Here is a 6,000-nt window from a genome sequence, read left to right on the forward strand (position 1 = left end):
AGTCGAAGATGGCTAAAGTCGAATCTCAAGCCGGCGAACTGCAAGAAAAGCTCATTGCAGTAAACCGTGTTTCGAAAACTGTTAAAGGTGGTCGTATCATGTCCTTCACCGCGTTGACCGTGGTGGGTGATGGTAACGGCCGTGTAGGTTACGGTTACGGTAAGGCCCGTGAAGTTCCGGCCGCCATTCAAAAGGCGATGGAACAGGCTAAGCGTAACCTGAGCAAGGTTGAACTGAACAACGGCACTCTGCACCACCCGGTGCGTGGTGTTCACTCTGGTTCCACCGTGTTCATGAAGCCGGCCTCCCAAGGTACAGGTATCATCGCAGGCGGCGCTATGCGTGCCGTGCTGGAAGTTGCCGGTATCCACAACGTGCTGGCCAAGACCTACGGTTCCACCAACCCGATCAACGTTGTTCGCGCAACTGTCGACGCTCTGGTTCACGGTCAATCACCGGAACAGATCGCTGCCAAGCGTGGTCTGCGCGTTGAAGAAATTCTGGGGTAATGCGACATGGCTAACACTGTAAAAGTAACTCAAACTCGCAGCTCTATCGGCCGTCTGCCAAAGCACAAGGCGACTCTGCGTGGTCTGGGTCTGCGTCGCATTGGTCACACCGTTGAGCTGGAAGATACTCCCTGCGTACGCGGCATGATCAACCAGGTTTATTACATGGTTAAGGTGGAGGGCTAAGCATGCGTCTGAATACTCTGTCTCCGGCCGCTGGCTCCAAACGTGTTAAGCACCGTCCGGGCCGTGGTATCGGTTCTGGTCTGGGCAAGACCGGTGGTCGTGGTGTGAAAGGTCAAACCTCTCGTTCCGGTGGCGGCAAAGTCCGCAACGGTTTCGAAGGCGGCCAGATGCCTTTGAAAATCCGTCTGCCGAAGTTCGGTTTCTTCTCTCGCAAATCTTTGGTTTCTGCCGAAGTGCGCCTGAATGAAATCGCCCTGGTAGAAGGTGATGTGGTCGACGTGAGCACTCTGAAGCAAGCCGGTGTGATTACCAAAAACATCGTGTTCGCTAAAGTTGTTCTGTCTGGCAACATTGACCGTGCTGTGACCGTTCGTGGTCTGTCCGTCACCAAGGGTGCACGTGCAGCCATCGAGGCCGCTGGCGGTAAAATCGAGGAATAATCAGTACAATGGCTAAGAAACCAGGATTGGATGTTAAAGCACAAGGTGGTCTGAGTGAACTGAAGAGCCGTCTGCTCTTCGTTCTCGGAGCAATTATCGTGTTCCGCGCAGGCTCTTATGTGCCGATCCCTGGTATTGACGCCGCCGTACTGGCCGAGTTGTTCCAACAACAGAAGGGCACCATCATTGAGATGTTCAACATGTTCAGTGGTGGTGCACTCTCGCGTGCTTCTATTCTTGCGCTGGGGATCATGCCGTACATTTCGGCGTCGATCATTATCCAGCTGCTGACTGTGGTTCATCCCGCTCTTGCTGAACTCAAGAAAGAGGGTGAATCCGGCCGTCGCAAGATTAGCCAATATACCCGTTGGGGCACGCTGGTTTTGGGAACGTTCCAGGCCATTGGTATTGCAACCGGCTTGCCGAATATGATGCAAGGACTCGTGACTCATCCGGGTTTGGGCTTCTATTTCACAGCCGTTGTGAGTCTGGTCACCGGTACCATGTTCTTGATGTGGTTGGGTGAACAGATTACCGAGCGTGGGATTGGTAATGGTATCTCGTTGATTATCTTCACAGGTATCGTTGCCGGTCTGCCTCATGCCATTGGCGCTACGGCCGAACAGGCACGTCAAGGGGAATTGCACATCCTGCTGTTGTTGTTGCTGGGCTTGATTGTTTTCGCAGTGACTTACTTTGTGGTGTTCGTGGAGCGTGGTCAGCGTCGTATCGTCGTGAACTATGCCAAGCGTCAACAAGGCCGCCAGGTATTCGCCGCGCAAAGCACACACCTGCCGTTGAAAGTGAATATGGCCGGTGTGATTCCTGCGATTTTCGCATCCAGCATCATCCTCTTCCCGGGGACCATTACCTCTTGGTTTGGTCAGGGGGAGGGCAAGGTTGCCGATATCCTGCAGCAGGTCTCTATGGTCCTGCAGCCGGGTCAGCCCCTGTATGAGATGCTGTATGCAGCAGCCATTATCTTCTTCTGCTTCTTCTATACCGCGCTGGTGTTCAACCCCCGCGAGACGGCAGACAACCTGAAGAAGAGTGGAGCCTTTATCCCGGGGATCCGCCCGGGCGAGCAGACAGCACGTTACATCGATAAGGTTATGACTCGCCTGACATTGGCAGGTGCGCTCTATATTACCTTTATCTGTCTGGTACCCCAGTTCCTGATGACTGCCTGGAACGTACAGTTCTACTTCGGTGGCACCTCGCTGCTGATTATCGTGGTAGTTATCATGGACTTCATGGCTCAGGTTCAGACCCATATGATGTCTCATCAATATGGCGACGTCCTGAGGAAGGCCAACCTGAAGGGCTACGGCCGCTAAAGGTCGGCGTAGTTACGGAGTTAAGCAATGAAAGTTCGTGCTTCCGTTAAGGCAATCTGCCGTAACTGCAAAATCATCAAGCGTCACGGTGTGGTGCGTGTGATTTGCAGCGAGCCAAAGCATAAACAGCGCCAAGGCTAATTTTTACGGTTAGTACTTGCAACAAATAGTTGTGCTGGCTATCATAGCCAGCCAACTTTTGTTGTGTATTGGTTGACCGCCACGTATCCGCTCACGGGCTTTGTGGTGGTCGTTATCTACTATATGTAGGAGTGAATAGTGGCCCGTATCGCTGGCATTAACATTCCTGACCATAAGCATGCAGTCATTGCGTTGACTGCGATTTATGGCGTCGGTCGTACCCGCTCCAAGGCCATCTGTGCCGCAGCCGGTATCGCTGAGAATGTGAAAATTAAAGACCTGGACGAAGCTCAGATCGAGAGTCTGCGTGAACAAGTAGGTAAATTCACCGTTGAAGGTGACCTGCGTCGTCAGATTTCCATGAACATCAAGCGATTGATGGATCTGGGTTGCTACCGTGGTTTGCGTCACCGTCGTAGCCTGCCTGTTCGTGGTCAACGTACCAAGACCAACGCTCGTACCCGTAAGGGTCCGCGCAAGGCTATCAAGAAGTAACGGGAAGGTAGAAAATGGCTAAAACTCCGACTCGTGCTCGCAAGCGCGTTAAAAAGCAAGTGAGCGACGGTATTGCGCACGTTCATGCATCTTTCAACAACACAATCGTGACCATTACTGACCGTCAGGGCAATGCTCTGTCTTGGGCTACCTCTGGTGGTTCCGGTTTCCGTGGTTCCCGTAAGTCCACTCCGTTTGCTGCCCAGGTAGCTGCTGAGCGCGCTGGTGAGATCGCCAAAGAATATGGCGTGAAGAACCTGGAAGTCATGGTCAAAGGTCCGGGTCCCGGTCGTGAGTCTTCCATCCGCGCTCTGAACGCGGCTGGTTTCCGCATCACTAACATTACTGATGTGACTCCGATCCCGCACAACGGTTGTCGTCCTCCCAAGAAGCGCCGCGTGTAACGCTGGTAGCTACTTGGTCTAGGATTGTTGGAGAAAGAAGATGGCAAGATATATCGGTCCTAAGCTTAAGCTTAGCCGTCGTGAGGGCACCGACCTCTTCCTGAAGTCTGGTGTTCGTGCGATTGATTCTAAGTGCAAGATTGACACCGTTCCTGGTCAGCACGGTGCGCGTAAAGCGCGTCTGTCCGACTACGGTGTACAACTGCGCGAGAAACAAAAAGTACGTCGTATCTACGGCGTGCTGGAAAAACAGTTCCGCAACTACTACCGCGACGCTGCCCGTCAAAAGGGTAACACCGGTGAAAACCTGTTGCAGCTGCTGGAAGGTCGTCTGGACAACGTCGTCTACCGTATGGGCTTTGGCGCCACTCGTGCTGAATCTCGTCAGCTGGTGAGCCACAAAGCCATCATGGTAAACGGCCGCGTTGTGAATGTTCCTTCTTTCCAGGTATCCCCTGAGGACGTGATCTGCGTTCGCGAGAAGGCTAAGAAGCAAGCGCGTATCAAAGCTTCCCTGGAAGTTGCTGGTCAGCGCGAGAAGCCGACTTGGGTAGAGGTTGACGCTGCTAAGATGGAAGGTGCCTTCAAGCGCCTGCCGGAGCGTTCCGACCTGTCTGCCGACATTAACGAACAGCTGATCGTCGAGCTTTACTCCAAGTAAAGCTAGCTTCTAAAGAGAGGACACAATGCTGGGTTCTGTAACAGATTTTCTTAAACCGCGGCTAGTTGACATCGAGCAAGTTAGCCCGACTCACGCGAAAGTGACTCTCGAGCCGCTTGAGCGTGGCTTTGGTCACACGCTGGGCAACGCCTTGCGTCGTATTTTGCTGTCATCTATGCCCGGTTGTGCAGTTACTGAAGTCGAGATCGACGGAGTACTGCACGAGTACAGCAGCAAAGAAGGTGTGCAGGAAGACATTCTTGAAATCCTGCTCAACCTGAAAGGTATCGCTGTGAAGCTGGAAGGCAAGGACGAGGTAACTCTGTCCCTGAACAAGTCTGGAACAGGCCCCGTTACCGCTGGTGATATCACTCACGGTGATGAAGTCGAGATCGTAAACCCGGAGCACGTAATCTGCCACCTGACAGGGGCCAATGCTGAGATCAGCATGCGTCTGAAAGTTCAGCGCGGTCGTGGTTATGTGCCTGCTTCTGCTCGTGTTCACAACGATGATGAAGAGCGTCCTATCGGCCGCCTGCTGCTGGACTCCGCGTTCAGCCCCATCGTTCGCATCGCCTACAACGTTGAGGCGGCACGTGTGGAACAGCGCACCGACTTGGACAAGCTGGTTATCGACATGGAGACCAATGGTACTCTGGATCCGGAAGAAGCTATCCGCCGTTCTGCCACTATCTTGGCTGAACAGCTGGAAGCCTTCGTGGATCTGCGCGATGTCAGCGTGCCCGAGAAGAAAGAAGAGAAACCCGAGTTTGATCCGATTCTGCTGCGTCCTGTCGATGATTTGGAGCTGACAGTTCGTTCCGCGAACTGTCTGAAGGCAGAAGCTATCCACTATATTGGTGATCTGGTACAGCGTACCGAAGTCGAGTTGCTCAAAACTCCGAACCTCGGTAAGAAGTCCCTGACTGAGATCAAGGACGTGTTGGCCTCCCGTGGTCTGTCTCTTGGCATGCGCCTTGAGAACTGGCCGCCCGCCAGCATCGCTGACGAGTAATCCAGATTACGGGTTTCACAGATTTAGTTAGAAGGATAAGGTCATGCGCCATCGTTTGAGTGGTCGTCAACTGAACCGGAACAGCAGCCATCGTCAGGCTATGTTCCGCAACATGGCCAGCTCCCTGGTTCGTCATGAGATCATCAAGACGACTCTGCCTAAGGCAAAAGAGCTGCGTCGTGTAGTTGAACCGCTGATCACCCTTGCCAAGACTGATAGCGTTGCTAATCGTCGCCTGGCATTTGCCCGTACTCGCGATAACGCGATCGTGGCTAAGCTGTTCAATGAACTGGGCCCGCGCTACCTGGAGCGCGCCGGCGGTTATACTCGCATTCTGAAATGCGGTTTCCGTGCTGGCGACAATGCCCCTATGGCTTACATTGAGCTGGTAGACCGCCCGGCCGCTGCTGAAGCAGCTGCTGAGTAATAATAGAATAAAGCCGGGCTTGTCCCGGCTTTTCTTTTGTCGGATTCTGATACTACCTCTGTTACCTCTGCTACCTCTGCTACCTCTACTGCTTTGATTGTTCTTCCAGGACAGAATGTCACTGTAGCCTGTTACTTACTGGTCGCCTGTTTCATTGAAAGTGATATAGATACCTCTGATTACTTACCTCCGGTGCCATAAAAAGAGGGGAGAATCAGGCACAGAATCAATATTGCTGTGGATAAGTTTGTATAAAAGCTGTGCTTGGAGATGAATAACTAAAAAAGTGCGCTTTTTTGCAATTTTATTGCAGGGGAGGGGTTGCCAGAACAAATCCGCTCCCTATAATGCGCCTCCATCGACAGGGCAAGCGGCAACGCAAACA

General features: G+C 52.9%; 10 protein-coding genes. All 10 read left to right on the forward strand.

What is annotated here, in order from left to right; translation table 11 throughout:
- Positions 1 to 8: 8 nt before the first annotated feature.
- The 10 genes from rpsE (at position 9) to rplQ (ending at position 5,615) form a co-directional block, all read left to right on the forward strand.
- Positions 9 to 509, forward strand: a complete 501-nt coding sequence (gene rpsE / locus BN1132_RS14490) for a 30S ribosomal protein S5 (RefSeq protein ID WP_042078432.1) — start codon at positions 9 to 11, stop codon at positions 507 to 509.
- A 6-nt stretch (positions 510 to 515) separates the two neighbouring features.
- Positions 516 to 695, forward strand: a complete 180-nt coding sequence (rpmD, locus tag BN1132_RS19710) for a 50S ribosomal protein L30 (RefSeq protein WP_005307985.1) — start codon at positions 516 to 518, stop codon at positions 693 to 695.
- 2 nt (positions 696 to 697) lie between these two features.
- Positions 698 to 1,135, forward strand: a complete 438-nt coding sequence (rplO, locus tag BN1132_RS14495) for a 50S ribosomal protein L15 (RefSeq protein WP_005307987.1) — start codon at positions 698 to 700, stop codon at positions 1,133 to 1,135.
- An 8-nt stretch (positions 1,136 to 1,143) separates the two neighbouring features.
- Entirely contained in the window at positions 1,144 to 2,472 is a 1,329-nt protein-coding gene (secY, locus tag BN1132_RS14500) for a preprotein translocase subunit SecY (protein WP_005307989.1), read from the forward strand.
- Between the two features lie 27 nt (positions 2,473 to 2,499).
- Positions 2,500 to 2,613, forward strand: coding sequence for a 50S ribosomal protein L36 (rpmJ, locus tag BN1132_RS19715; protein ID WP_005319705.1), 114 nt, complete (start codon positions 2,500 to 2,502; stop codon positions 2,611 to 2,613).
- Between the two features lie 138 nt (positions 2,614 to 2,751).
- Positions 2,752 to 3,108 carry a 30S ribosomal protein S13 gene (gene rpsM, locus BN1132_RS14505; protein ID WP_005307991.1) on the forward strand — a complete coding sequence of 119 codons (357 nt, stop codon included), beginning with the start codon at positions 2,752 to 2,754 and terminating at the stop codon, positions 3,106 to 3,108.
- A gap of 14 nt (positions 3,109 to 3,122) precedes the next feature.
- Positions 3,123 to 3,512, forward strand: a complete 390-nt coding sequence (gene rpsK, locus BN1132_RS14510) for a 30S ribosomal protein S11 (protein ID WP_005319702.1) — start codon at positions 3,123 to 3,125, stop codon at positions 3,510 to 3,512.
- Between the two features lie 40 nt (positions 3,513 to 3,552).
- Positions 3,553 to 4,173 carry a 30S ribosomal protein S4 gene (gene rpsD, locus BN1132_RS14515; protein WP_010672568.1) on the forward strand — a complete coding sequence of 207 codons (621 nt, stop codon included), beginning with the start codon at positions 3,553 to 3,555 and terminating at the stop codon, positions 4,171 to 4,173.
- Between the two features lie 25 nt (positions 4,174 to 4,198).
- Complete coding sequence (locus BN1132_RS14520; protein ID WP_042078434.1) at positions 4,199 to 5,188, forward strand: DNA-directed RNA polymerase subunit alpha; 990 nt, start codon at positions 4,199 to 4,201, stop codon at positions 5,186 to 5,188.
- 43 nt (positions 5,189 to 5,231) lie between these two features.
- Positions 5,232 to 5,615, forward strand: a complete 384-nt coding sequence (gene rplQ, locus BN1132_RS14525; RefSeq protein ID WP_005307999.1) for a 50S ribosomal protein L17 — start codon at positions 5,232 to 5,234, stop codon at positions 5,613 to 5,615.
- Positions 5,616 to 6,000: the final 385 nt, after the last annotated feature.

The sequence above is a fragment of the Aeromonas sanarellii genome (assembly GCF_000820085.1).
Lineage (GTDB): Bacteria > Pseudomonadota > Gammaproteobacteria > Enterobacterales > Aeromonadaceae > Aeromonas > Aeromonas sanarellii.